Genomic DNA, 23,188 nt, shown 5'->3' with positions numbered 1-23,188 from the left:
CACGCGTAAGTCTCGCTCTCGGCGTACGAGGTGCGGGAACTTCGCCAGGCGTCCGCGCGCTTGCATACAGTGGCAGGACCGACAGGAATGACGCAGTTCCGCGATCGAAGGGACGTACATGCCCATGGGTCACACGGCCACAGCTGAGGCAGGCTCCGGCGGCCTGACAGCGACCGAGCACCGCCTGGCCAACGGCCTGCGCGTGGTGCTCTCCGAGGACCATCTGACCCCGGTCGCGGCGGTGTGCCTCTGGTACGACGTCGGCTCGCGCCACGAGGTCGAGGGCCGGACCGGACTCGCCCACCTTTTCGAACACCTGATGTTCCAGGGCTCCAAGCAGGTTCACGGCAACGGTCACTTCGAGTTCGTCCAGGGCGCCGGCGGCTCGCTCAACGGCACGACGAGCTTCGAGCGCACCAACTACTTCGAGACCATGCCCACCCACCAGCTGGAGCTCGCCCTCTGGCTGGAGGCCGACCGCATGGGTTCGCTGCTGGCCGCGCTGGACGACGAGTCCATGGAGAACCAGCGCGACGTCGTCAAGAACGAACGTCGGCAGCGCTACGACAACGTGCCGTACGGCACCGCGTTCGAGAAGCTCACCGCGCTCTCGTACCCCGAGGGCCACCCGTACCACCACACGCCGATCGGGTCGATGGCGGACCTGGACGCGGCCACCCTGGAGGACGCCCGCGCGTTCTTCCGCACCTACTACGCGCCCAACAACGCGGTTCTGTCGGTCGTGGGGGACATCGACCCGGAGCAGACGCTCGCCTGGGTCGAGAAGTACTTCGGCTCGATCGCCGGGCACGACGGCAAGGCCGCCCCGCGTGACGGCTCGCTGCCCGACATCATCGGCGAGGAACTGCGCGAGGTCGTCGAGGAAGAGGTCCCGGCGCGCGCCCTGATGGCGGCCTACCGGCTCCCGGAGGACGGCACGCGCGCGTGCGACGCCGCCGACCTCGCGCTCACCGTCCTCGGCGGCGGCGAGTCCTCCCGGCTCTACAACCGGCTCGTACGCCGTGACCGCACCGCCGTCGCGGCCGGGTTCGGCCTGCTGCGGCTCGCCGGAGCGCCCTCCCTGGGATGGCTGGACGTGAAGACGTCCGGCGACGTCGAGGTCCCGGTCATCGAGGCCGCCGTCGACGAGGAGCTCGCCCGGTTCGCCGAGGAGGGCCCCACGGCCGAGGAAATGGAGCGCGCGCAGGCCCAGTTGGAGCGCGAGTGGCTGGACCGGCTCGGCACCGTCGCGGGCCGCGCCGACGAACTGTGCCGGTACGCCGTCCTGTTCGGCGACCCGCAGCTCGCCCTGACCGCCGTGCAGCGCGTCCTCGACGTCACCGCACAGGAGGTCCAGGAGGCCGCCAAGGCCCGCCTGCGCCCCGACAACCGCGCGGTGCTCGTCTACGAGCCGACCACCGCCGAAGCCACCGAAGCGGCTGGCTCCGCCGACGAGACCGACGAGGAGGCGGCGAAGTGACCGAGCTCGCCACCATGGACTTCCACCCGCGGCCCGAGGCCGGCCAGCCGAAGCCGTGGGCGTTTCCCGCCCCCGAGCGCGGCACCCTGGACAACGGCCTGACCGTGCTGCGCTGCCATCGACCCGGCCAGCAGGTCGTCGCCGTCGAGGTCATCCTCGCCGCGCCGCTCGATGCCGAGCCCGCGGGCCTGGACGGCATCGGCACGATCATGGCGCGTGCCTTCTCCGAGGGCACCGACAAGCACTCGGCCGAGGACTTCGCCGCCGAACTGGAGCGCTGCGGCGCCACGCTCGACGCGCACGCCGACCACCCGGGCGTTCGCCTGTCCCTCGAAGTGCCCGTCTCACGCCTGGCGAAGGCGCTCGGACTGCTCTCCGACGCCCTGCGGGCACCCGCGTTCGCGGACAGCGAGGTCGAGCGGCTGGTGCGCAACCGGCTGGACGAGATCCCGCACGAGACGGCCAACCCCGCCCGCCGTGCCGCCAAAGAGCTCTCCAAGGAGCTGTTCCCGGCGACCGCGCGCATGTCGCGCCCGCGTCAGGGCACCGAGGAGACCGTCCAGAAGATCGACTCCGCAGCGGTACGCGCCTTCTACGAGAAGCATGTGCGCCCCGGCACGGCGACCGCCGTCGTCGTCGGAGACCTGACCGGTGTCGACCTCGACGAGCTGCTCGGCGACACGCTCGGCTCCTGGACCGGTTCGTCGGCCGAGCCCCGTCCCGTGCCGCCGGTGACCGCCGACGACACCGGCCGCGTGATCATCGTCGACCGCCCCGGCGCCGTCCAGACGCAGTTGCTCATCGGCCGGGTCGGCGCCGACCGGCACGACCGTGTGTGGCCCGCCCAGGTACTCGGCACGTACTGCCTCGGCGGCACCCTCACCTCGCGCCTGGACCGCGTCCTGCGCGAGGAGAAGGGCTACACCTACGGCGTGAGGGCGTTCGGCCAGGTCCTGCGCTCCGCGCCGGACGGCACGGGCGTCGCGATGCTCGCCATCAGCGGCTCCGTGGACACCCCGAACACCGGTCCCGCGCTCGACGACCTGTGGAAGGTGCTGCGCACCCTCGCGGCCGAGGGACTGACCGACGCCGAGCGTGACATCGCCGTGCAGAACCTGGTGGGCGTGGCGCCCCTCAAGTTCGAGACGGCCGCGGCCGTCGCGAGCACACTCGCGGACCAGGTCGAGCAGCACCTGCCGGACGACTACCAGGCGACGCTGTATCAGCAACTCGCCGCCACAGGAACCGTGGAGGCCACCGCGGCGGCCGTGAGCGCCTTCCCGGTGGACCGTCTGGTGACCGTTCTGGTGGGCGACGCGGCGCAGATCGCGGAGCCCGTCAAGGCTCTCGGAATCGGTGAAGTCAGCGTGGTGGCCGCCGAGTAGAGCTCGCGCGGCCGAGGGGCCCTGGTGACTGAAGAGTCATCAGGGCCCTCTTTTTCGCGGACAACGCCCCCAAGATGTCCGTATTGGTACGGAGGTTGCCCTTCTGCTCTGTGGGATGCGCTACAAAAACCGTGATCCGTTTGTTGTTCGAAAGACGTCCCGCTTAGCGTCGGTCCGTCTGTTCGTCACGTAGTGCGCCGCGCCCGCGGCAACCGGACAGTCATCGCCGAGTCCCCATGGCGCGAGCCAGGGGAGCCGGGGACCCACACGTAGTCCCTGGGGTGAATCGGACGCCCTCCCCGGAGGGAGCCCGTAGGAGACCTTCCTGCTCCGAACCCGTCAGCTAACCCGGTAGGCGAGAGGGAAGGAAAGGACCAGCCCCTACATGGCGTTCTCCTGTGGCACCGGCAAGCATCGTCGTCCGAGCCGGGTGCACAGCACCACCAAGACCGCCGTCGGGGTCGCGGCGCTCACCACCACCGGTGTGATCGGAACTCTGGGCTCCCCCGCGTTCGCCGCGGAGTCCCCCGTGGAGCAGACCGGGCTGACCCAGGCCGTCACCCTCGGCGACTCGGTCGCCGACCAGGTCGACGCCCAGGCCTTCGCGCAGCAGCGCGCCGCCGACGAGGCCGCAGCGCGCAAGCAGGCCGAGCAGACCGCGCGCAAGCACGCCGCCGAGCAGGCCGCGAAGCTGCGTGAGACCAAGGAGCGCGCCGCCCGCGAGGCCGAGCGCAAGCGCCTGAACACCTTCGTCATCCCGATCACCGGTTCGTACATCTCCACCGGGTACCAGGCGAGCAGCAGCCTCTGGTCCTCCGGCAGCCACACCGGCGTCGACTTCCACGCCGCCTCCGGCACCTCGGTCCACGCCGTCGGCTCCGGCACGGTCGTCACGACCGGCTGGGGCGGTGCCTACGGCAATCAAGTCGTGATCAAGATGCACGACGGCACGTACACCATGTACGGCCACCTGTCGTCCATCGGTGTGTCCGTGGGGCAGACGGTCACCCCGGGGCAGCAGATCGGCCTCTCCGGGGCCACCGGCAACACGACCGGACCGCACCTTCACTTCGAGGCCCGTACGACCGCCGAGTACGGCTCGGACATCGACCCGGTCGCGTACCTGCGTTCGCACGGCGTCAACGTCTGACGACCGCTTCGCGGCTTCTTCGCCGCTTTCGATGCCCCGGCTCACCGAGCCGGGGCATCATCGTTTCCGGAGGCCGTATGTCCAAAAAATATCCATGGATTCAGGCCTGCCATCGGAAATTCAGGCTTCCTGCAATAGAGTCACTGAACAAGCGTCAATCGATGGCGTTTCGCGGGGATTAAAGCGGAGGTCGGTCATGCGTATTCCGGCGCACTCGGTATGCACGGCGATCCGTGACGACATCGTCGCGGGTGTCTACGAGCGCGGCGGCCGGCTCACCGAGGAACTGCTCGCGCGGCGCTACGGCGTCTCGCGTGTCCCCGTGCGCGAGGCGCTGCGCACCCTGGAGGCCGAGGGCTTCGTCGTGACCCGCCGGCACGCGGGGGCGTGCGTCGCGGAACCCACGGAGCAGGAGGCCGCGGATCTCCTGGAGATGCGCATGCTGCTGGAGCCGCTGGGTGCCGCCAGGGCCGCCCAGCGGCGCACGGAGGCCCATCTCAAGGTGCTCCGAGGCCTGGTCAGACTGGGCCAGGAGCGTTCCAGGAGGGGCCACAGCGAGGATCTGCGCTCGCTGGGCGGCTGGTTCCACGAGACGCTCGCACAGGCCTCCGGAAGCCCCGCCCTGACCTCCACCCTCGCCCAGCTGCGCCACAAGATCGCCTGGATGTACTCGGTGGACGCGCCCGCCGATCCCGTGGAGTCCTGGGCGGAGCACGGCGGCATCGTGGACGCGGTCGCCCGCGGTGACAGCGAGCGGGCCCGCGCGATCACGGCCCTGCACACCGAGCGGGCGACGGCCGTGCACCGGCTCCGGTTTCCCGGCGGCGGTGATCGGCCGGACCGTGTGAGAAGTTCGCAACATCCCGTAAACATGTTGGGCCCGCGTCATTAACACGGGCGCCGTATACAAAGAGGGATATTCGGCAGGGGCTCATTTCTGACGCCCTTTTATTCGCGTGTCCGGAATTTCCGTGCGCGCTATTCCTGTGACCGCCGCGCGAGGGTTGCGCGCGGCACCGATGAATTCCCGGGCAAGGTACGGAAAACGGCCGGGTCGCGCCCTCCGGGAAGGGTGGCGCGGCCCGGCCGTATGGGTCCTGGGGGCCCTGTGGGCTCAGACGGTCTCGGGGAGCTCGTCGAGCCCCTCGGCGACCAGCTTCGCCAGACGGTCCAGGGCGGCGTCCGCGCCCTCGGAGTCCGACGCGAGGACGATCTCCTCGCCGCCCTGGGCGCCCAGGCCGAGGACCGCGAGCATGGAGGCCGCGTTGACGGGGTTGCCGTCGGACTTGGCGATCGTCACGGGGATGCCGGAGGCCGTGGTGGCCCGGACGAAGATGGAGGCGGGGCGGGCGTGGAGGCCCTCGGTCCAGCCGACGTTGACGCGGCGCTCAGCCATGTGATGCTGCCCTTCAGGTTTTCAGGGTTGTCTAGACCAGTGTTCCATATCGTGAGGCGTGCCCGGACGGTCCCCCGTTCCGCCCGCCGCGGCGCCGGTCCGCGGCCCCGGTCCGGCGTCCGTCCACCTCAGACTGCCTCGCGCCGTTGTCGTACGCGAGCCGTACTCTGGGCCCCATGCAGACCTCGTCTGACCGGCACGAGTACCCAGCCCACTGGGAGGCCGACGTGGTGCTGCGCGACGGCGGCACCGCGCGCATCAGGCCCATCACCGTCGATGACGCCGAGCGCCTGGTCAGCTTCTACGAGCAGGTCTCCGACGAGTCGAAGTACTACCGCTTCTTCGCGCCGTATCCGAGGCTGTCCGCCAAGGACGTCCACCGCTTCACGCACCACGACTTCGTGGACCGGGTGGGCCTCGCCGCCACGGTGGGCGGCGAGTTCATCGCCACCGTGCGCTACGACCGCATCGACGCCGAAGGAAGGCCCGCCTCCGCGCCCGCCGACGAGGCCGAGGTCGCCTTCCTCGTACAGGACGCCCATCAGGGCCGCGGCGTCGCCTCGGCGCTGCTCGAACACATCGCGGCCGTGGCCCGCGAGCGGGACATCCGGCGCTTCGCCGCCGAGGTGCTGCCCGCGAACAACAAGATGATCAAGGTGTTCACGGACGCCGGATACACCCAGAAGCGCAGCTTCGAGGACGGCGTCGTACGCCTGGAGTTCGACCTCGAACCCACCGACCGGTCCCTGGCCGTGCAGCGCGCGCGGGAGCAGCGCGCCGAGGCCCGGTCCGTGCAGCGGCTGCTCGCCCCCGGCTCGGTCGCCGTCATCGGCGCCGGGCGCAACCCCGGCGGAGTGGGCCGCAGCGTCCTCGACAACCTGCGGGACGCCGGATTCACCGGACGTCTGTACGCCGTGAACGCGGCTCTTCAGGAGAAGGAACTCGACGGAGTCCCGGCCCACCGCTCCATCCGCGACATCGCCGAGCCCGTCGACCTCGCGGTCGTCGCCGTGCCCGCCGAACACGTCCCCGAGGTCGTCACGGAATGCGGCGAACACGGTGTCCAGGGGCTCGTGGTGGTCTCCGCCGGATACGCGGAGAGCGGTCCCGAAGGACGCGAACGCCAGCGTGAACTCGTACGGCACGCGCGCACGTACGGGATGCGCATCATCGGACCCAATGCCTTCGGCGTCATCAACACCTCCCCGGAGGTGCGGCTGAACGCCTCGCTCGCCCCGCAGATGCCACGCCCCGGACGGATCGGTCTCTTCGCGCAGTCCGGCGCCATCGGCATCGCCCTGCTGTCCCGGCTGCACCGGCGCGGCGGCGGCGTCACGGGCGTCACCGGTGTGTCGACCTTCGTCTCCTCCGGGAACCGGGCGGACGTGTCCGGTAACGACGTCCTCCAGTACTGGTACGACGACCCGGACACCGACGTCGCCCTGATGTACCTCGAATCCATCGGCAACCCGCGCAAGTTCACCCGTCTCGCACGGCGGACGGCGGCGGCGAAACCGCTGGTCGTCGTCCAGGGCGCGCGGCACGGCGGCGCCGCTCCCCAGGGCCATGCCGTACGGGCCACCCGGTTGCCGCACGCCACCGTGTCCGCACTGCTGCGCCAGGCCGGAGTGATCCGAGTGGACACCATCACCGAACTCGTCGACGCCGGCCTCCTGCTGGCCCGCCAGCCGCTCCCCAGAGGACCCCGGGTGGCGATCCTCGGCAACTCCGAGTCCCTGGGGCTGCTGACGTACGACGCGTGTCTCGCCGAAGGGCTCAGGCCGCTGCCGCCCCTGGACCTGACGACGGCGGCCTCGGCGGAGGACTTCCACCGGGCGCTGTCGCAGGCCCTCGCCGACGACGGCTGTGACGCCGTCGTCGTTACGGCCATACCGGCGGTGGGGGAGACCTCGGCGGCCGACGCGGCCCTCGCCGAGGCGCTCCGGTCCTCCGCCGCGGCCGCTCCGGCGAAACCCGTGCTCGTGGTGCACGTCGAACTGGGCGGCCTCGCCGAGGCGCTGTCCGCCGCCGTGAGCACCGCTCCCCAGGCCCCCGAGGCGGCAGCCGGTACGGCGCCGGGCGCCCGCTTCCACCCCTCGGACCGGTCGCCCGCCGCGGTGCCCGCCGCCACCGCGCGCGATGCCCGGCTGATCCCCGCCTACCCCGCCGCCGAACGCGCCGTCCGCGCCCTCGCCGAAGCCGTCAACTACGCCCAGTGGCGCCTCGACGCCGCCGAGCCCGGCAAGGTGCCCGAATACGAGGACATCGACGAGAAGGGCGCGGCGCGGCTGATCGACGACCTCCTCGCGCGCGGGGAGGGGCTGACCCTGGGAGGGGATGACACGGCGGCACTGCTCGGGCGGTACGGCATCGACGTGCACCGTGCTCTGCCCGCCCCCACCGCGGACGACGCCGTGACGGCCGCGCGGGCCATCGGCTACCCCGTGGCCCTCAAGACCACCGCCCCGCACCTGCGCCATCGCGCCGACCTCGGAGGCGTCAGGCTGGACGTGGCGGACGAGGAACAGCTGCGCCGGGCGTACGCGGAACTCACCGAGTTGTTCGGGCCGCCGACGGTGCTGCGCCCGGTCGTGCAGGGCATGGCGCCGCGCGGTGTCGACACGGTCGTCCGCGCGGTGATCGACCCGGCGGCCGGGGCGGTGCTCTCCTTCGGGCTCTCCGGAGCCGCCTCCGAACTGCTCGGGGACACGGCGCACCGGCTGATTCCGGTCACCGGCCGGGACGCGGCCTCCCTGGTCCGCTCGATCCGGACGGCACCCCTGCTGTTCGGCTGGCGGGGTTCGGCACCGGTCGACACCGCGGCTCTCGAAGAGCTCATGCTGCGGGTGTCCCGGCTGGTCGACGACCACCCGGAGGTCGTCGCGGTCTCGCTGGAGCCGGTGGTGGTGGCCCCGGCCGGCCTGAGCGTGCTGGGAGCCACGGTACGGCTGGCCCGCGCCCCGCTCCGGGACGACCTCGGCCCCCGGACACTGCCCGTCGTCTGAGCTGTCCGAACCGTCCGCTGTCGATCAGGAACCGGCCGACCCGGCGCGGCCCGGACACCGTCCCCGTACGGCTTCCCGGCCGTCCGGCCGCAGCCCCGGCCGCTCCTGTCCTGGTCGCGGTCCCCTGTTCGATCTGATCCGTCCACGACAGACCGCCGCGAGCGGTGCCTCGCAGTCAGTGGGCCCCCGTAGGATGGACGGCATGGCCAAGACCAGTACGACGACCCAGGGGCTGCGAGCGGCGATCGAGCGCAGCGGCTACTACCCGGCCCTCGTGGCCGAGGCGGTGGAGGCCGCGATCGGCGGCGAGACCATCCGGTCGTACCTGGTCCACCAGGAGACGACGTTCGACGCGAACGAGGTACGGCGGCACGTCACCGTGCTCGTCCTCACCGGCAACCGTTTCATCGTGAGCCACACCGACGAACAGAACGCGGACACCACGTCGCCGACGCCGTACGCCACGACCTCGACGGAATCGGTCAAGCTCGGCCGGATCTCCTCGGTCGTCGTCAGCCGCGTCGTCGCGAACCCGGAGTCGTACACGCCGGGCACGCTGCCCCGCGAAGTGGTCCTGACCATCGGCTGGGGCGCCGTCTCCCGCATCGACCTGGAGCCGGCCGCCTGCGGCGACCCCAACTGCGAGGCGGATCACGGCTACACCGGCAACTCGACGGCGGACGACCTGAGCCTGCGGGTCAGCGAGGCGGGGGACGGTCCGGAGACCGTTCGTCAGGCCCTCGCCTTCGCGCAGTCCCTCTCCGAGGCGACCGCGGACGTCGCCCGCTGATGGCCCTGCCCACCTGGGACCACCCGGAACCGCTGGCGATCGACTCCGCCCCCGTCCCCGAGTACGGCGCCGGTTCGCTGGCCGACCTGCTGCCCACACTCGCCGCCGGCATGTCCGTTCCCGGCGTGACCGCCGCCATACCCGAGCTGACCGAAGCCGACCGGAACTGCGTGTTCCTGATCGACGGGCTCGGCTGGGAGCAGCTTCGGGCTCACCCGGACGAGGCACCCTTCATGACCTCGCTCCTCGCGTCCTCGCGCGGCGGCACGGGGCGTCCGATCACCGCGGGTTACCCGGCCACCACCGCGACCTCCCTGGCCTCCGTCGGTACGGGCCTGCCCCCGGGCGCGCACGGCCTGCCCGGGTACACCGCGCGCAACCCGGCCACCGGCGCGCTGATGAACCAGCTCCGCTGGAACCCGTGGACCGAGCCGCGCGTCTGGCAGCCGTACCCCACGATCTTCCAGCTTGCCGAGGCGGCGGGCGTGCACACCGCCCAGGTCTCCTCGCCGACCTTCCAGAACACCCCGCTGACGAAGATCGCGCTGAGCGGCGGCACGTTCCACGGCCGGCTGTCCGGCGAGGAGCGCATGGACCTCGCGGCCGAGCAACTGGCCGCCGGGGACCGCTCCTTGGTCTACACGTACTACGCGGAGGTGGACGGCAAGGGCCACCGCTTCGGCGTCGACTCGGACCCCTGGCGCGGCCAGCTGATGTACGTCGACCGGTTGGTCCAGCGTCTCGCGGAGCAGTTGCCGCCGCGCTCGTCGTTGTACGTCACCGCCGACCACGGCATGATCGACATCCCCTTCGACGAGCAGCACCGCATCGACTTCGACGAGGACTGGGAGCTGCGCGCCGGGGTCGCCCTGCTGGGCGGCGAGGGCCGCGCCCGGCATGTGTACGCGGTCCAGGGCGCCGAGGCGGACGTGCTGACCTGCTGGCGCGAGGTGCTGGGCGAGCAGTTCTGGGTCGCTTCCCGTGACGAGGCGATCGACGCGGGATGGTTCGGCCCGCGGATCGACGATCGGGTCTACGCCCGGCTGGGTGACGTGATCGCGGCGGCCCGGGACGACGTCCTGATCACCGCCTCCGAGCGGGAGCCGAAGGAGTCGCTGATGGTCGGAAACCACGGTTCGATGACCCCGGCCGAGCAACTGGTGCCCCTCCTCCAAGTACGCTCCTGACGACCTTCCCCCTGCCCCCGTTGCCGAAAGGTGCTCAACTCCCCATGCCCGAGCTGGTGTTCTTCTCCGGAACGATGGACTGCGGGAAGTCCACGCTGGCTCTCCAGATCGAGCACAACCGCTCGGCACGGGGTCTGCAGGGCATGATCTTCACGCGCGACGACCGCGCGGGCGAGGGCAAGCTCTCCTCGCGCCTCGGCCTGGTCACCGACGCGGTCGAGGTGGCGGACGACCAGGACCTGTACGCCTATCTGGTCGACCACCTCTCGCAGGGTGGCCGGGCGGACTACGTGATCGCGGACGAGGCGCAGTTCCTGGCCCCCGCGCAGATCGACCAACTGGCCCGCGTGGTGGACGACCTGGGCGTCGACGTCTTCGCCTTCGGGATCACCACCGACTTCCGCTCCAAGCTCTTCCCGGGCTCCCAGCGCCTGGTCGAACTGGCCGACCGGGTCGAGGTACTCCAGGTCGAGGCCCTGTGCTGGTGCGGCGCCCGCGCCACGCACAACGCCCGCACCGTCGGTGGCGAGATGGTCGTCGAGGGCGCCCAGGTCGTCGTCGGCGACGTCAACCAGCCGGAGAACATCGGCTACGAGGTCCTGTGCCGTCGGCACCACCGCCGCCGTATGACAGCCGCCACGGCCCACGCGGGCGCCCTGTCGCCCGACGTCCTGCCGATCGCCTCGGTCTGAGCCTCCGTCCCGGTCCGGCCCGATTTCCCGGTCTCCCGTCCTCGTCCTCGGGGCCGGCCCGGTGACTCAAGGCTTCATGTGAAGGCATGGAAAGGCGTCGGACGACGGCACGGGACGTCGTCAGGTGACGGCATGGATCAGGGAGAACATCGCGCCCTCCGGATCCGCCACCGTCGCCACGCGGCCGTACGGGGAGTCGTGGGCCGCCCGCAGGAGGTGTCCGCCGAGTTCCGTGACGCGGCGGACGGTGTCGTCCAGTTCTGCGGCCTCGAAGTACGTCAGCCAGTGCGGGCCCCGGTCGCGCGGCAGGGCGTTCCCGACGCCGTGGACGCCCGCCACCGGCCGGCCGTCGATGTGCAGGGTCACGTAGTCGAAGTCGGCCGACACGGTCGGCTCCAGTTCGTAGCCGAAGACCCCCTGGTAGAACTTGACGACGCTCTCGGTGTCGCGCGTCACGAGCTCGTCCCACGCCGGGGTGCCCGGCACGCCGGTGATCCCCGTGCCCAGATGGGCCGCCACCTGCCAGATGCCGAAGACGGCGCCCGACGGGTCGGAGGCGATCGCCAGCCGGCCGGCCTCGCCGGCGTCCAGCGGGCCCACCCCCACGGTGCCGCCGCTGTGCCGTACGGTCTCGGCGGTCTGGTCGACGTCGGCCGAGGCGAAGTAGGGCGTCCAGGCGATCGGGAGGTGCCGGTCGGGGGGCAACTGGCCGATCCCGGCGACCTCATGGCCGTCGAGCAGGGCCCGCGCGTACGGGCCGAGCTGAGGGGGGCCGGGCTGGAACTCCCAGCCGAACAGGGCTCCGTAGAAATCCTGGGTCGCGGCCATCTCATGCACCATCAGACTCACCCAGCAGGGCGTGCCGGGCGCGTGCCGAGCGTGCGTGGTGCCGTTCGGGCCGGCCGATTCCCGTGCCTCGGTCATCGTCACTCTCTTCTCGGCCCCTCGCGGTGGCCGGTCACCTTCAGCCTGCGAACACGCGTACTCAGTCGCGTGCGTGCACGCCCCGTGCCGATGTTCGCACCACCGGTCGTGCCGTGCGTTCCGGCCGCGCCGCCGTTCAGCGGCCCGTGGCCGGAAGACGCCCGCTCCGCCGTTTCTCATCCGTTTCGGAGCGATTGCCGCGTGGTGTCCATCGGTTGTACAGCATGTGCCCGATCCCATACGCCTCGTGATCGGACGTGTCCGGCGGAGCACAGTAGCCGGACATGGACGAAGCGGCCACCCCGTGCGCGAGGATGGTGGCCATGAACGCCATCATCACGTCACCCGAACTCGCGAGTGACCTGGCTGGGCCGAACCCCCCGGTCCTCCTCGACATCCGCTGGCAGTTGGGCGGCCCCAACCTGCGCTCCGAGTACGAGAACGCGCACATCGCCGGTGCCGTCTTCGTCGATCTGGATTCCGAACTCGCTGGTCCGGCCGGTGCGGCGGGCCGGCACCCGCTCCCCGACCCCGAGGTCTTCGGCGCGGCGATGCGGGCCGCGGGTGTGTCCGAGGACCGCGACGTCGTTGTGTACGACGGCGGGCAGGGCTGGGCTGCGGCGCGCGCCTGGTGGCTGCTGGGCTATTCGGGTCATCCGTCGGTACGCGTGCTTGACGGCGGGTTCGCCGCGTGGAGCGGACCGGTGTCCTCGGACGTCCCCTCGCCGGCGTCCGGAACGTTCGTACCGGTGCTCGGCGCCCGGCCGTTGCTCGACGCGGACGGGGCGGCCGAGCTCGCCCGCACCGGGCTGCTGCTCGACGCCCGCGCCGGTGAGCGGTACCGGGGTGAGGTCGAGCCGATCGATCCGGTCGGCGGGCACATCCCGGGTGCCGTCTCGGCGCCGACCGCCGAGAACGTGACCGAGGACGGACGGTTCCTGCCCGCGGCCGAACTCGCCGACCGTTTCAAGTCCTTCGGCGTCACGCCCGCCTCCGAGGTCGGCGTCTACTGCGGTTCCGGGGTCTCGGGCGCTCACGAGGTTCTGGCCCTGGCGGTGGCCGGCATTCCGGCGGCGCTGTACGTGGGTTCGTGGTCGGAGTGGTCCCAGGACGGCAACCGCCCTGTCGCTGTGGGCCCCGACCCGCGGTGACACCGCGACGCTGCGGGCAGTAGCCCGCGGCAGACATCCGCGCCGGCACCGATGGCGCGGCCCACGGCGCCGCCTGCGGGTGTCGACGGCGACAGCACCCGCAGGTGTGACCGGCGGGAGCGTCGCCGGTGTGACGGGCGGGGGCGGCGGGGCGCGCGCCTGGTGGTCCGACGCGCCGGACCTGGGCGTGGAAGCGGGCCAGGGCGCGTAGGCGGGCGTGGGCGCCGGCCTACGCGGTCGGTGCACGACGAGGGGGCCCGCACCGGTCCGGTGCGAGCCCCCTCGTCGTAGGCCTGACTAGTCCTGCTTCTTCCGCCGCGTGCCGAAGACGATCTCGTCCCAGCTCGGCACCGCCGCTCTGCGGCCCGGACGGACGCCGTCCGCCTCGGCCTGGCGGTCGGTCGCGCCGACGAGCCGGTCGCGATGGCTGCCGACCGAACGGGGCATGAGCACGTCCGCGTAAGCGGAACCGGCACCCGCCGAGGCGGCTGGAGCCGGGGGCTCCTCCTCCTCGGGCTCGGGGTCGGGCTCCTCGGCCACGGGCCGCTCGGAGCCGGAGGTCCGCTCGGGCACCACCATGTCGCCCCGGAAGCTGGGCACCGCCTCCAGGAGGCTGGTCAGGGAGTCCCGGTCCTCGGCCTCCTCGACCGGTTCCGGAGGGGACGGAGGCAGGCTCGGCCGCTCCATCTGCCGGTCCAGGGCACGGTCCAGCGGACGGTCGCGGGGCAGCCTGGCGATCCGCGGCACGAACGGGAAGCTCGGCTCGGGCGCCGCGAGGTCGTCGGACTCGCCGATCAGCGAGCGCGCCTCGTCGTCGACGGCCTGGACGAGCCGCCGGGGCGGGTCGTAGGTCCAGCTCGCGGCGTGCGGTTCGCCCGCGACGCGGTAGACGAGCATGACTTCCCAGGTGCCGTCGTCCCGGCGCCAGGAGTCCCACTGGACGGTGTCCTTCTCGGCACCCCGGATCAGCAGCCGCTCCTGCACGGCCTCGCCGAGCTGGGGTCCGGCGTTCTCTCCGGGACGGCGGACGGGAGTCTTCCTGGCGCGCTCGGCCATGAAGGCGCGCTCGGCCAGCACGGGCCCCTCGAAGCGGCGAACGCGGTCGACGGGAATTCCGGCGAGCTGAGCCACTTCCTCCGCGGAAGCGCCGGCACGTATCCGCGCCTGGATGTCTCGGGGGCGGAGATGGCTCTCCACCTCGATCTCGATCTGGCCGAGGCGGGGACGGTCGCCGCGTACGGCGGCGCGCAGACGCTCGTCAATCGGAAGCGTGTACTCCGTACTGTCCGCAGCCTTCAGCACCAGCCGTGTGCCGTCGTTAGAGACGGCCACGACACGCAGTTCGGGCATGGGGACCTCCCGGGTGGTGCCTGCCGACGTCACGTGCGTCGCTGCTTCCGCTAGTCGAGTGTGGCCTGCCCGGGTGCAGCCTGCCACAACCTTGCCGAGTTGCCCGGCGTGTCGGGCACGGGCCCGGGGTCGCCGTTATGGCACGGTTACCTGTTCGCAACGCTAAGTGACGAACTCCATCACCCTGTGCAACGAGCCCCCTCCCGGCGGTCCTGCAAGGCCCCGGACACCCTGGCGGGAGTCCGGACCCAGGGCTCGCAACAGTACTCCATTCGGGCCACATGCGTGGATCGGCACGCCGCCCAACTTCGGGCGGGGGGTGCTAGTTGGCCGTTCTCGGCGCCCTTTCGGCGCTCGTGGAACGTGGCGCACTTCACCTAATCGGCAGAAACGGAACTTATCGTTTCGCCCGTACGTCCCTTTCTCGTGCGGTCGGTCGATCAAGTACGGGAAAGGAAGGCAAGGTCCGGGAATGCGTGAGAAGCCGGATGTCGGCGGCGAGAAGCCGGGTGCCGACGTGGAACCGAGGAAGAGGCGGCTGGACCTGAGCGTCCCCCAAGTGGCGGGGAGCGCGGTCGCCGCGGTGGTCGCCGCGAAACTGGCGTCCTACTTCGGTGTCTACGGGACGATCCTGGGCGCCGGACTGGTCAGCGCCATCGCCACCTGCGGAGGAACGGTCTTCCAGCACTTCTTCAGACGCACCGGCGAGCAGATCCGCGATGTGACGGTGCAACCGAAACCGAAGCCCCGACAGCAGGCCGGTCCCCCCGGCCCGTTCACCGGTTTCACCGAGGGAACGGTCTACCGCGCGCGGGTCAGGAGCTGGCGGAGGCCGCTGGTCGCGACCGCCCTCGTCTTCGGCGTCACGATGGCCGGAATCACCTCGTACGAGATGGTCTCGGGGCAGAGCTTCAGCGGCGACGGCACGAGTACGACGGTCGGCGACGCCTTCAAGGGGCACCGGGCCGGCTCGGGGAGCACGGAGCCCGGTACGGCACCGACGAGCGGGTCTTCGCCGTCCTCGGCCCCGGCCGCTCCGGAGACACCGGGGCCGTCCACCGGCACGGGGGGCTCGGCCGACCCGGGCGGCGACGGCGGGGGAGCGGCCTCCGTACCGACGCCGGGCGACGGCGCGTCCTCGGGACCGGCGGCCGGGGACGGCACCCCGGCACCCGCTCCCAGCGCGACCGCTACGACCCCAGAACCCTCCGCAAGTAGTCGTTCGCAAAGCGCCGGTCCGGATCCAGCCGGTCCCGCAGCGCGGTGAACTCGCCGAAGCGCGGATAGACCTTCGAGAAGTACTCCGCGTCGCGGGTGTTCACCTTGCCCCAGTGCGGCCGTCCCTCGTGCGCGGTGAAGATCCGCTCGGCGGCGGTGAAGTACGCCTGATAGGGGGTGCCTCTGAACATATGGACGGCGATGTACGCGCTGTCCCGCCCGGACGCCGTGGAGAGGGTGATGTCGTCGGCGGGCGCGGTCCGGACCTCCACGGGGAAACTGACCCGCAGGGTCGAACTGTCGACCATCGACTTCAGCTCGCGCAGCGTCTCCACGAGGGCCTCGCGCGGTACGGCGTACTCCATCTCCACGAACCGCACGCGGCGCGGAGAGGTGAACACCTTGTACGGGATGTCGGTGTAGGTCCGTGCGGACAGCGCGCGGCTGGAGAGTCGGGCGATCGAGGGAATGGCGGAGGGCACGGCGCGGCCGAGCAGATTGGCCACCTGGAAGGCGCCGTTGGAGAGGAACTCGTCCTCGATCCAGCCGCGGATCGGTCCCACCGGGTTCTCGGGGCCCGCGCTGCGGTTGTTGCGCTTGGTGTTGCAGTTGCCGGTGTGCGGGAACCAGTAGAACTCGAAGTGCTCGTTCTCGGTGAAGAGTTCCTCGAAGTCGGCGGTGACCTTGTCGAAGGTCATCGGCTCCTCGCGGGCCGTGAGAAGGAAGACGGGCTCCACGGAGAAGGTGATCGCGGTGACGATTCCCAGGGCGCCGATCCCGATGCGGGCCGCGGCGAAGACCTCGGGGTTCTCCTTCTCGGAGCAGGACAGCACCGAGCCGTCCGCCGTCACCAGTTCGAGGCCCTTGATCTGCGCGGCGATCGAGGCCGAGTCCCGCCCGGTGCCGTGTGTTCCGGTGCTGGTCGCCCCCGAAACCGTCTGCTCCATGATGTCGCCCATGTTCGTGAGCGACAGGCCCTCGCGGGCGAGGGCCATGTTGAGCCTCTTGAGCGGGGTGCCGGCCTCGACCGTGACGGTCATGGCCGCACGGTCGATCCTGCGTATTCCGGTCAACAGTTGAGGGCGGATCAACACGCCGTCCGTCGCCGCGGCTGCCGTGAAGGAGTGTCCGGTGCCGACGGCCTTCACCGTCAGGCCGTCCTCGGCCGCCCTGCGTACGGCGGCGGCGAGTTCGTCGACCGAGGCAGGGGTGACCTCCCGTACGGGACGGGCGGTGACGTTCCCCGCCCAGTTACGCCACGTGCCGCTCTTCCCGCTCACTGTGGTGCTCATGAGACCCTCCCCGCTGCGGAACCGGCCTGCTGAGCCGGCGATACCCGAGGAAACCGACCGCGACCGCGACGGCCCCGGAAACCGCCGGAACCCCGTACCCCGCCTTCGCGCCGGCGGAGTCGATCACCCAGCCGGCCACGGAGGAACCGAGCGCGACCCCGACCGCGAGTCCTGTGCTCACCCAGGTCATGCCTTCGGTCAGTTTGGCGCGAGGTACGTGCTGCTCGATGAGGGACATCGTCGTGATCATCGTGGGAGCGATGGAGAGGCCCGCAACGAACAGCGCCACGGCCAGGAACGGCAAGTTTCCGACCAGTAGGAGGGGGATCATACTCACGGCCATCGCGCATATGCCCAGCAGCCACCTTCCTTCGGCGGCCCCCTTGAAGTGCAGCAGTCCGAAGACGGCCCCGGCGAGGCAGGAGCCCGCCGCGTAGAGGGCCAGCACGATGCTCGCGGCGCCCTTGTGGCCCTGCTCCTCGGCGAAGGCCACGGTGACCACGTCGACGGCTCCGAAGATCGTCCCGGTCGCCACGAACGTGGCCACCAGGACCTGGAGACCGGCCGAACGCAGGGCCGAGCCGCCGCCGTGCTGGCCGCGCGGATGAGGCGCGGGCTCCGTGGCGCGCTGCGAGGTGAGCCAGAAGACGCCGGCCGCCAGGAAACAGGCGGCGAGCAGCGGCCCGGCCTCCGGGAACCACACCGTGGACAGGCCGATGGAGATGATCGGCCCGAAGATGAAGCAGATCTCGTCCACCACGGACTCCAGGGAGTACGCGGTGTGCAGTTGCGGGGTGCCTCCGTAGAGGGCCGCCCAGCGGGCCCGGATCATCGCGCCGATGCTCGGCACGCAGCCGATGCCGGCCGCGCACACGAACAGCACCCAGTCCGGCCACTCGAAGTGCGCGGCGAGCAGCAGTCCCGCGGACGCCGTGAGGGCGAAGAGCGTCACCGGGCGCAGGATCCGCCGCTGACCGTGCCGGTCCACCAGGCGCGAGACCTGGGGGCCCACCGCCGCGGCCGCCAGCGCGATGGTCGCCGACAAGGCACCGGCGAGGCCGTACCGCCCGGTCAGCTGGGAGATCATCGTGACGATGCCGATCCCCATCATGGACAGCGGCATCCTGCCGAGCAGGCCCGCGGTGGAGAAGCCTTTGGAGCCGGGCGCGGCGAACAGGGCGCGGTACGGGCTGGGCACGGGGGTCTCCGTCGGCTCGGCTCGGCCCCTCCCCGTCACCGTGGGCGGCCCGAACTTCGGTAAGGCGTGAAGCTGGCCGATACAGCTTACTGGTTAGGTGACCCTAACGCACCCTTCGCACCTCCTCACCGCCTCCCTTGCGGACTCCGGTCCGGGCGCCCGACCGCGCGCCCCACCGGCTCCGACTCCTTCGCCACCCCGCCGGTCATCGCCTGTCAGCGGCGGGTGGCAGGATCGGACACATGCCAGAAGTGCTCGATGCCAACCCCTACGACGCCCTGCTCCTGCTCTCGTTCGGCGGCCCCGAGGGCCCGGACGAAGTGGTCCCGTTCCTGGAGAACGTGACGCGGGGCAGGGGTATCCCGAAGGAACGGCTCAAGGAGGTCGGGCAGCACTACTTCCTGTTCGACGGGATCAGCCCCATCAACGACCAGAACCGTGCCCTGCTCGACGCACTGCGCACGGACTTCGCCGAGCACGCCCTGGACCTGCCGGTCTACTGGGGCAACCGGAACTGGGCGCCGTACCTGACCGACACCCTGCGCGAGATGGTCGCGGACGGGCGGCGCCGGATCCTGGTGCTGGCCACCAGCGCGTACGCCTCGTACTCGGGCTGCCGGCAGTACCGCGAGGACCTCGCCGGGGCACTGGCCACCCTGGAGGCCGAGGGCCTGGAGCCGCCGAGGATCGACAAGCTGCGGCACTACTTCAACCACCCCGGGTTCGTGGAGCCGATGACCGAGGGCGTCCTCAGGTCCCTGGCCGAGCTGCCCGAGGAGGTCCGGGCGGGCGCGCACCTGGCGTTCACCACGCACTCGATCCCGGTCGCCGCCGCGGACACCTCCGGCCCGGCCGAGGGGCACGGCGACGGTGGCGCGTACGTCCGGCAGCATCTGGACGTGGCCCGGCTGATCGCGGAGGCGGTGCGCGAGGAGACCGGGATCGACCACCCCTGGGAACTGGTCTACCAGTCGCGCTCCGGGGCACCGCACATTCCGTGGCTGGAGCCGGACATCTGCGACCACCTGGAGGCGCTGCACGGGGCCGGGGTGACGGCGTCGGTGATGGTGCCGATCGGGTTCGTCTCGGATCACATGGAGGTCCTGTACGACCTGGACACCGAGGCACGGGCGAAGGCGGAGGCGCTGGGGCTGCCGGTGCGCCGTTCGGCCACGGTGGGCTCCGACCCCCGGTTCGCCGCCGGGGTCCGTGACCTGGTGCTGGAGCGCGCCGCGGCCGAGAGCGGCCGACGGGTGACACGGTGTGCCCTGGGCGCGCTGGGCGCGAGCCACGACCTGTGCCCGGTGGGCTGCTGTCCTGCCCGCACGCCCAAGTCCGCCGCCGCGGGCGCCGACAGTCCCTACGCATGAGGAGCCCCGTGACCGAGCCTCTGCACACCGAACTCCTCCAGCTCGCGCACGAGGCCGCCCGCCGCGCGGGAGCGCTGCTGCGCGACGGCCGCCCGGCGGACCTCGCGGTCGCCGCCACCAAGTCCAGCCCGATCGACGTCGTCACCGAGATGGACATCGCCGCCGAGAAGCTGATCACCACGCTGATCGCCGAACACCGCCCCCAGGACGGCTTCCTGGGCGAGGAGGGCGCCGCCACCGAGGGCACCAGCGGCATCCGCTGGATCGTCGACCCGCTCGACGGCACGGTCAACTACCTGTACGGGCTGCCGACCTGGGCCGTGTCGATCGCGGCCGAACAGGACGGCGAGACCGTCGTCGGCGTCGTGGCCGCACCGATGCGCGGCGAGACCTACCACGCGGTGCGCGGCCGGGGCGCCCGGGCCTCCGGCGCCTGGGTGGGGGAACGCCGGCTGGCCTGCCGACCTTCGCCGCCGCTCGACCAGGCCCTCGTCTCGACCGGCTTCAACTACGTGACCGAGGTCAAGACCCACCAGGCCGACGTGGCCCAGCGGCTGATCCCGCTGGTGCGCGACATCCGGCGCTCCGGCTCGGCGGCGGTCGACCTGTGCGACGTCGCGGCCGGCCGGCTCGACGGCTACTACGAACGCGGCCTGCACCCCTGGGACCTCGCGGCGGGGGACCTGATCGCCCGGGAAGCGGGCGCCGTGACCGGTGGACGCCCCGGAGAGCGCCCCGCGGGCGATCTCGCGGTGGCTGCCTCCCCCGGGGTCTTCGAGCCCCTCCAGCGGCTCCTGGAGGACTTCGGGGCCTGGCACGACTGACGGCCGGGAAAGGCGCAAAACGGAGCGGGACCCCGGTGCTGGATCGACACCGGGGCCCCGCTCTCGTACGTACTGATCAGACGCGCGCGGCGCCGACCTCCACACCGTGCTCTGCGGCAAGGCGGTGCAGGTCGTCCAGCTCGGCCTGCTCGACCTCCGCGAGGAAGTCGTCGCCTGTTTCGCGAGCCCGCGTCAGGTCGGACTCGGTCGCCCTTATGCGCTGCAGAAGTCCTGCGGTGAATGCGTCCATGCTGCGCCCCCTCGTCCTGGGTCGTGGGTCGGGTGGCACGGGGGTGTGCCGATGGGAAGGGGCGATCACGTCTCTGATGGGGTGCCCAGCGCTGCCCGGTCTGGGCGGCGACGGTGCCGGACACCCACGCCCGCTCTGCGGAAGCGGTTGGACGTACCACAATGTGGCTTGCCACATGCAGAGCGTGATCGCGGGGTGTAAAGCCGTCCTCCCCCCGCTCTCTTCCGTGGAAACCTCAACCCGGCGAGAAAATCCCGCATTCCCGGTCCGCCGGACGGGCTTCCCTGCCGTCTCTCCCCCGTCTTACAGCCGGTTTATGGCCGAAACGGGCAGGATGGAGCTCTCATTCGTGACGGACCCTGCCCGCGTGGTGCCCTCAGACGTGCCCCGCCGGTGGACAGAGGAAGGACAAGCGACGTGCGTGTACTCGTCGTCGAGGACGAGCAGCTGCTCGCCGATGCGGTGGCCACCGGACTGCGCCGGGAGGCCATGGCCGTCGACGTCGTGTACGACGGGGCGGCCGCGCTGGAGCGCATCGGGGTCAACGACTACGACGTGGTCGTCCTCGACCGCGACCTCCCGCTCGTGCACGGCGACGACGTCTGCCGCAAGATCGTCGAGCTCGGCATGCCCACGCGCGTGCTGATGCTGACCGCTTCCGGCGACGTCAGCGACCGTGTCGAGGGCCTGGAGATCGGTGCCGACGACTACCTCCCGAAGCCGTTCGCGTTCAGCGAGCTCACCGCACGCGTGCGTGCCCTCGGGCGTCGTACGAGCGTGCCGCTGCCGCCGGTCCTGGAGCGGGCCGGGATCAAGCTCGACCCCAACCGGCGCGAGGTCTTCCGCGACGGCAAGGAGGTCCAGCTCGCTCCCAAGGAGTTCGCCGTCCTGGAAGTGCTGCTGCGCAGCGAGGGCGCCGTCGTGTCCGCGGAGCAGCTCCTGGAGAAGGCCTGGGACGAGAACACGGACCCGTTCACCAACGTCGTGCGGGTGACCGTCATGACCTTGCGCCGCAAGCTCGGCGAGCCCGCTGTGATCGTCACCGTGCCCGGCTCCGGCTACAGGATCTGATCCACCGTGGCCACCGCACCCGCGCCGCCCGCGGCGCCTCCGAAGCCCACCTGGGACCCCAGAAGGGCGGAGCCGCCGTTCCCCTGGCTGCGCCCCACGATCCGCATACGGCTCACGCTCCTGTACGGCGGCATGTTCCTGATCGCCGGCATCATGCTGCTGTCGATCATCTACCTGCTCGCGGCGCAGGCGCTGAACGTCGGCAGCGAACTCCCCTTCAAGATCATTTCGGGTCAGGTCGGCAGCAACACCTGCAACCTTCCGCCGCGTCCCTCGTCGGACGAGATCAACAAGGCGATCTACGACTGCGTGAACCAGCAGCGCCAGCACGCCTTGGACGACCTGCTCAGCCGCTCGCTGCTGGCCCTGCTGGGCCTCGCGGTCATCGCCTTCGCGTTCGGTTACGCGATGGCGGGCCGCGTCCTGTCCCCGCTCGGGCACATCACCCGCACCGCGCGCGCGGTGGCCGGCTCCGACCTGTCCCGGCGGATCGAGCTGGACGGCCCGGACGACGAACTGAAGGAGCTCGCGGACACCTTCGACGACATGCTGGAGCGGCTGCAGCGGGCCTTCACGGCACAACAGCGGTTCGTCGGGAACGCCTCGCACGAGCTGCGCACCCCGCTCGCGATCAATCGCACGCTCCTGGAGGTGCACCTCTCGGGACCCGGGGTGCCGACGGAGATGCAGCAGCTCGGCAAGACGCTGCTCGCCACGAACGAGCGCAGTGAACAGCTCGTCGAGGGCCTGCTGCTGCTCGCCCGCAGCGACAACCAGATCGTCGAGCGCAAGCCGGTGGACCTCGCCGAGGTCGCCACGCAGGCCGTCGACCAGGTGCACGCGGAGGCCGAGGCCAAGGGTGTGGAGATCCGCGGGCACCGCGCTCCGGTGGTTGTCCAGGGCAACGGCGTGCTCCTGGAGCGGATCGCCCTGAACCTCGTCCAGAACGCCGTTCGGTACAACGTGCCGAAGGACGGCTGGGTCGAGGTCACGACCGGTACGGAGCACGGCAGAGCGGTCCTGGAAGTGTCGAACACGGGGCCGGTGGTTCCCGCGTACGAGGTCGACAATCTTTTCGAGCCCTTCCGGCGGCTGCGTACGGAGCGCACAGGCAGTGACAAGGGTGTGGGCCTCGGCCTGTCCATCGCCCGGTCGGTGGCCCGCGCGCACGGCGGTCACATCGTCGCTCAGCCTCGTGAAGGGGGTGGGCTCGTGATGCGCGTCACCCTTCCCATCTGAGACCATGTCGCCGACACGCGGCGATGTTCGCTTTGCGCTGAATTTTCTAGTCACCCTCCCGGGTGACCCGTGTGTGATCGATCACAAGGGCGATTTTCGGTCCATCTACTCTCCGTGATCATGCAGGCTGTCGGAAAGCCGGGAAAATCCGGGTTTTCGGGGGTCTTGATCACGGGAAGTACACGGTGGGGCGCCTTTGAAGTGCGGCCTCAGGAC

The 23,188-nt window shown here is 71.1% G+C and carries 20 protein-coding genes and 1 riboswitch; of the genes, 14 read left to right on the top strand and 6 right to left on the bottom strand.

All coding sequences use genetic code 11. The features are described from left to right. Nucleotides 1-118 precede the first annotated feature (118 nt). From OHT01_RS11170 to OHT01_RS11155, 4 genes are all read left to right on the top strand, one after another. Entirely contained in the window at nucleotides 119-1,480 is a 1,362-nt protein-coding gene (locus OHT01_RS11170; RefSeq protein ID WP_328552988.1) for a M16 family metallopeptidase, read from the top strand. Then, a complete protein-coding gene (locus OHT01_RS11165) occupies nucleotides 1,477-2,865 on the top strand; it encodes a M16 family metallopeptidase (protein WP_328552987.1) in 1,389 nt (462 codons plus the stop codon). Before OHT01_RS11170 ends, OHT01_RS11165 begins: the two co-directional genes overlap by 4 nt. Nucleotides 2,866-3,079: 214 nt before the next feature. Continuing rightward, nucleotides 3,080-3,238, top strand: a riboswitch (cyclic di-AMP (ydaO/yuaA leader). Between the two features lie 12 nt (nucleotides 3,239-3,250). After that, the gene (locus tag OHT01_RS11160; protein WP_328552986.1) at nucleotides 3,251-4,015 is read left to right on the top strand and encodes a M23 family metallopeptidase; all 765 of its coding nucleotides are present in this window, start codon (nucleotides 3,251-3,253) and stop codon (nucleotides 4,013-4,015) included. Nucleotides 4,016-4,211: 196 nt separating this feature from the next. Then, complete coding sequence (locus OHT01_RS11155) at nucleotides 4,212-4,907, top strand: GntR family transcriptional regulator (protein ID WP_328552985.1); 696 nt, start codon at nucleotides 4,212-4,214, stop codon at nucleotides 4,905-4,907. A gap of 222 nt (nucleotides 4,908-5,129) precedes the next feature. Here the strand turns inward: OHT01_RS11155 and OHT01_RS11150 are convergent, their stop codons facing one another. Next, complete coding sequence (locus OHT01_RS11150) at nucleotides 5,130-5,411, bottom strand: HPr family phosphocarrier protein (RefSeq protein WP_328552984.1); 282 nt, start codon at nucleotides 5,409-5,411, stop codon at nucleotides 5,130-5,132. 176 nt (nucleotides 5,412-5,587) lie between these two features. Between OHT01_RS11150 and OHT01_RS11145 the strand changes: the two genes are divergently transcribed. From OHT01_RS11145 to OHT01_RS11130, 4 genes are all read left to right on the top strand, one after another. Further along, nucleotides 5,588-8,416 (top strand): bifunctional acetate--CoA ligase family protein/GNAT family N-acetyltransferase, encoded by a 2,829-nt coding sequence (locus OHT01_RS11145; RefSeq protein ID WP_328552983.1) that lies wholly within the window; start codon nucleotides 5,588-5,590, stop codon nucleotides 8,414-8,416. A 202-nt stretch (nucleotides 8,417-8,618) separates the two neighbouring features. After that, on the top strand, nucleotides 8,619-9,206 hold the full coding sequence (locus OHT01_RS11140) for a DUF5998 family protein (RefSeq protein WP_192582336.1): 588 nt from the start codon (nucleotides 8,619-8,621) through the stop codon (nucleotides 9,204-9,206). Continuing rightward, nucleotides 9,206-10,393, top strand: a complete 1,188-nt coding sequence (locus OHT01_RS11135) for an alkaline phosphatase family protein (protein WP_328552982.1) — start codon at nucleotides 9,206-9,208, stop codon at nucleotides 10,391-10,393. Before OHT01_RS11140 ends, OHT01_RS11135 begins: the two co-directional genes overlap by 1 nt. Before the next feature lie 44 nt (nucleotides 10,394-10,437). Continuing rightward, nucleotides 10,438-11,085 (top strand): thymidine kinase, encoded by a 648-nt coding sequence (locus tag OHT01_RS11130; RefSeq protein WP_328552981.1) that lies wholly within the window; start codon nucleotides 10,438-10,440, stop codon nucleotides 11,083-11,085. A gap of 120 nt (nucleotides 11,086-11,205) precedes the next feature. Here OHT01_RS11130 and OHT01_RS11125 read toward each other — a convergent pair whose 3' ends face one another. Beyond that, on the bottom strand, nucleotides 11,206-12,009 hold the full coding sequence (locus tag OHT01_RS11125) for a VOC family protein (RefSeq protein WP_328552980.1): 804 nt from the start codon (nucleotides 12,007-12,009) through the stop codon (nucleotides 11,206-11,208). A gap of 323 nt (nucleotides 12,010-12,332) precedes the next feature. Between OHT01_RS11125 and OHT01_RS11120 the strand changes: the two genes are divergently transcribed. After that, nucleotides 12,333-13,160 carry a sulfurtransferase gene (locus tag OHT01_RS11120; RefSeq protein ID WP_328552979.1) on the top strand — a complete coding sequence of 276 codons (828 nt, stop codon included), beginning with the start codon at nucleotides 12,333-12,335 and terminating at the stop codon, nucleotides 13,158-13,160. Between the two features lie 297 nt (nucleotides 13,161-13,457). Here the strand turns inward: OHT01_RS11120 and sepH are convergent, their stop codons facing one another. Then, complete coding sequence (sepH, locus tag OHT01_RS11115; RefSeq protein ID WP_328552978.1) at nucleotides 13,458-14,510, bottom strand: septation protein SepH; 1,053 nt, start codon at nucleotides 14,508-14,510, stop codon at nucleotides 13,458-13,460. A 472-nt stretch (nucleotides 14,511-14,982) separates the two neighbouring features. Between sepH and OHT01_RS11110 the strand changes: the two genes are divergently transcribed. Continuing rightward, nucleotides 14,983-15,777: a hypothetical protein gene (locus OHT01_RS11110; protein ID WP_328552977.1), complete on the top strand. Its 795-nt coding sequence runs from the start codon at nucleotides 14,983-14,985 to the stop codon at nucleotides 15,775-15,777. Here OHT01_RS11110 and OHT01_RS11105 read toward each other — a convergent pair. Both OHT01_RS11105 and OHT01_RS11100 read right to left on the bottom strand, forming a co-directional pair. Continuing rightward, nucleotides 15,701-17,020, bottom strand: a complete 1,320-nt coding sequence (locus OHT01_RS11105) for a D-arabinono-1,4-lactone oxidase (protein ID WP_328552976.1) — start codon at nucleotides 17,018-17,020, stop codon at nucleotides 15,701-15,703. The genes OHT01_RS11110 and OHT01_RS11105 overlap by 77 nt on opposite strands. Continuing rightward, nucleotides 16,980-18,218: an MFS transporter gene (locus tag OHT01_RS11100; protein WP_328552975.1), complete on the bottom strand. Its 1,239-nt coding sequence runs from the start codon at nucleotides 18,216-18,218 to the stop codon at nucleotides 16,980-16,982. Before OHT01_RS11100 ends, OHT01_RS11105 begins: the two co-directional genes overlap by 41 nt. 242 nt (nucleotides 18,219-18,460) lie before the next feature. Between OHT01_RS11100 and OHT01_RS11095 the strand changes: the two genes are divergently transcribed. Together OHT01_RS11095 and OHT01_RS11090 are read left to right on the top strand one after the other, a co-directional pair. Then, entirely contained in the window at nucleotides 18,461-19,588 is a 1,128-nt protein-coding gene (locus tag OHT01_RS11095) for a ferrochelatase (RefSeq protein ID WP_328552974.1), read from the top strand. An 8-nt stretch (nucleotides 19,589-19,596) separates the two neighbouring features. After that, the gene (locus OHT01_RS11090; protein ID WP_328552973.1) at nucleotides 19,597-20,412 is read left to right on the top strand and encodes an inositol monophosphatase family protein; all 816 of its coding nucleotides are present in this window, start codon (nucleotides 19,597-19,599) and stop codon (nucleotides 20,410-20,412) included. A 76-nt stretch (nucleotides 20,413-20,488) separates the two neighbouring features. Here OHT01_RS11090 and OHT01_RS11085 read toward each other — a convergent pair whose 3' ends face one another. Further along, entirely contained in the window at nucleotides 20,489-20,662 is a 174-nt protein-coding gene (locus OHT01_RS11085; RefSeq protein ID WP_328552972.1) for a hypothetical protein, read from the bottom strand. Between the two features lie 417 nt (nucleotides 20,663-21,079). Between OHT01_RS11085 and OHT01_RS11080 the strand changes: the two genes are divergently transcribed. Both OHT01_RS11080 and OHT01_RS11075 read left to right on the top strand, forming a co-directional pair. Then, nucleotides 21,080-21,733, top strand: a complete 654-nt coding sequence (locus OHT01_RS11080) for a response regulator transcription factor (RefSeq protein WP_103549594.1) — start codon at nucleotides 21,080-21,082, stop codon at nucleotides 21,731-21,733. Nucleotides 21,734-21,739: 6 nt separating this feature from the next. Continuing rightward, nucleotides 21,740-22,972 carry a sensor histidine kinase gene (locus OHT01_RS11075; RefSeq protein ID WP_328552971.1) on the top strand — a complete coding sequence of 411 codons (1,233 nt, stop codon included), beginning with the start codon at nucleotides 21,740-21,742 and terminating at the stop codon, nucleotides 22,970-22,972. Nucleotides 22,973-23,188: the final 216 nt, after the last annotated feature.

The organism is Streptomyces sp. NBC_00358 (assembly GCF_036099295.1).
Taxonomy (GTDB): Bacteria; Actinomycetota; Actinomycetes; order Streptomycetales; family Streptomycetaceae; genus Streptomyces.
Note: the sequence above shows the minus strand (reverse complement) of the source record. Positions and strands in the feature narration are given on the sequence as shown.

Bases quoted from the DNA above. Each gene is read 5' to 3' on its own strand.
- OHT01_RS11125 (WP_328552980.1), bottom strand. From the start codon at position 12,009: ATGACCGAGGCACGGGAATCGGCCGGCCCGAACGGCACCACGCACGCT.
- OHT01_RS11105 (WP_328552976.1), bottom strand. From the start codon at position 17,020: ATGAGCACCACAGTGAGCGGGAAGAGCGGCACGTGGCGTAACTGGGCG.
- OHT01_RS11140 (WP_192582336.1), top strand. From the start codon at position 8,619: ATGGCCAAGACCAGTACGACGACCCAGGGGCTGCGAGCGGCGATCGAG.
- OHT01_RS11155 (WP_328552985.1), top strand. From the start codon at position 4,212: ATGCGTATTCCGGCGCACTCGGTATGCACGGCGATCCGTGACGACATC.
- OHT01_RS11160 (WP_328552986.1), top strand. From the start codon at position 3,251: ATGGCGTTCTCCTGTGGCACCGGCAAGCATCGTCGTCCGAGCCGGGTG.
- OHT01_RS11095 (WP_328552974.1), top strand. From the start codon at position 18,461: ATGCCAGAAGTGCTCGATGCCAACCCCTACGACGCCCTGCTCCTGCTC.
- OHT01_RS11120 (WP_328552979.1), top strand. From the start codon at position 12,333: ATGAACGCCATCATCACGTCACCCGAACTCGCGAGTGACCTGGCTGGG.
- OHT01_RS11085 (WP_328552972.1), bottom strand. From the start codon at position 20,662: ATGGACGCATTCACCGCAGGACTTCTGCAGCGCATAAGGGCGACCGAG.
- OHT01_RS11130 (WP_328552981.1), top strand. From the start codon at position 10,438: ATGCCCGAGCTGGTGTTCTTCTCCGGAACGATGGACTGCGGGAAGTCC.
- OHT01_RS11135 (WP_328552982.1), top strand. From the start codon at position 9,206: ATGGCCCTGCCCACCTGGGACCACCCGGAACCGCTGGCGATCGACTCC.
- sepH (WP_328552978.1), bottom strand. From the start codon at position 14,510: ATGCCCGAACTGCGTGTCGTGGCCGTCTCTAACGACGGCACACGGCTG.
- OHT01_RS11145 (WP_328552983.1), top strand. From the start codon at position 5,588: ATGCAGACCTCGTCTGACCGGCACGAGTACCCAGCCCACTGGGAGGCC.
- OHT01_RS11110 (WP_328552977.1), top strand. From the start codon at position 14,983: ATGCGTGAGAAGCCGGATGTCGGCGGCGAGAAGCCGGGTGCCGACGTG.
- OHT01_RS11170 (WP_328552988.1), top strand. From the start codon at position 119: ATGCCCATGGGTCACACGGCCACAGCTGAGGCAGGCTCCGGCGGCCTG.
- OHT01_RS11150 (WP_328552984.1), bottom strand. From the start codon at position 5,411: ATGGCTGAGCGCCGCGTCAACGTCGGCTGGACCGAGGGCCTCCACGCC.